At 65.4% G+C, this 1,391-nt stretch carries 1 protein-coding gene; it reads left to right on the forward strand.

Annotation, left to right across the window (positions count from 1 at the left end):
* Positions 1–80 precede the first annotated feature (80 nt).
* Positions 81–1,343: an IS256 family transposase gene (locus tag KBX50_RS32485; protein ID WP_210941660.1), complete on the forward strand. Its 1,263-nt coding sequence runs from the start codon at positions 81–83 to the stop codon at positions 1,341–1,343.
* Positions 1,344–1,391 lie beyond the last annotated feature (48 nt).

Below are 1,391 nucleotides of genomic sequence, written 5' to 3' on the forward strand. Positions count from 1 at the left end.
GGGACTGCGTAGATTTCCGTGTTTGACCTGGGTGTGGTCCGTTGGACAGGACGTTGATCCTGTCCGGGAAGGACCACGTCATGGCAGACAAGAAGAACGCTGTTCAGCTTCCGCAGCCGACGGCGGCTGAGGTGGAGTTTGCGCAGCAGCTGGTCGAGCGGGCCAAGGCCGACGGAGTGTCGTTGGTCGGGCCGGGTGGGCTGCTGGCGGGGATCACGCGCACGGTCCTGGAGTCAGCGCTCGACGCCGAGCTGGATGCTCATCTTGACGAGGCTGGTGTCGACGAGGAGTCGGGCCGGCGGGCCAATGTGCGTAATGGGCACGGGGCGAAGACGGTGCAGACCGAGGTCGGGCCGGTGCGGATCCAGGTGCCTCGGGATCGGGCCGGGTCGTTCACGCCGCGGATCGTGCCGAAGCATGTCCGCAGGTTGGACGGGTTCAACGAGGCGATCCTGTCGCTGTATGCCAAAGGATTGACCACCGGGGAGATCTCGGCGCATCTGGCGGATGTGTATGACGCCGAGGTGTCCCGGGAGTTGATCAGCCGGGTCACCGACAACGTCCTGGAGGAGATGGAAGCCTGGCGGCAACGGCCCCTGGACCGTGTTTATCCGGTGGTGTTCATCGACGCGCTGGTGATGAAGATCCGTCAGGGGCAGGTCGCGAACCGGCCCGTCTACGTCGTGGTCGGGATCAGCCTCGACGGAGAACGTGACGTGCTCGGTATGTGGGCCGGGACCGGCGGGGAGGGCGCCAAGCAGTGGGCCGGCTACCTCACCGAACTACGCAACCGCGGTGTCGAGGATGTGTTCATGGTCTGCTCCGACGGGCTGAAGGGTATGACCGACGCGATCGAGCAGGTCTGGCCTCTCGCGGTGCACCAGCAGTGCGTCGTGCACCTCGTCCGCGCCAGCCTGCGCTATACGAACCGGAAAGACTGGCAGAAGATCACCCCGGCGTTGCGGGAGATCTACACCGCCCCGACCGTCGCCGCCGCCGAAGCCCGGTTCGAGGAGTTCGCCACGCAGTTCGGTGACCAGTACCCGGCCGTGATCCGGCTCTGGCGCCAGTCGTGGCCGCAGTTCGTGCCCTTCCTGGACTACGACCACGAGGTCCGCAAGGTCCTCTACACCACCAACATCATCGAGAGCCTGAACGCCCGGTTCCGCCAAGCCGCCCGCAGACGCGGGCACTTCCCGACCGAGCAGGCCGCGATGAAGGTCCTCTACCTCGTCGTCCAGCAGAAACGTAAGGGCGGCGGGAGCATCACCGGCCGGGTCTACGGTTGGGCCAAGGCCCTCAACGCCCTGATCCTCGCCTACGGCGACCGGATCATCATCTAACAGCATCGATCACACCACAGGCCCAAACACGGAAATCGACACACTCCC

The organism is Micromonospora sp. C51, from assembly GCF_018070435.1.
Taxonomy (GTDB): domain Bacteria; phylum Actinomycetota; class Actinomycetes; order Mycobacteriales; family Micromonosporaceae; genus Micromonospora; species Micromonospora sediminimaris.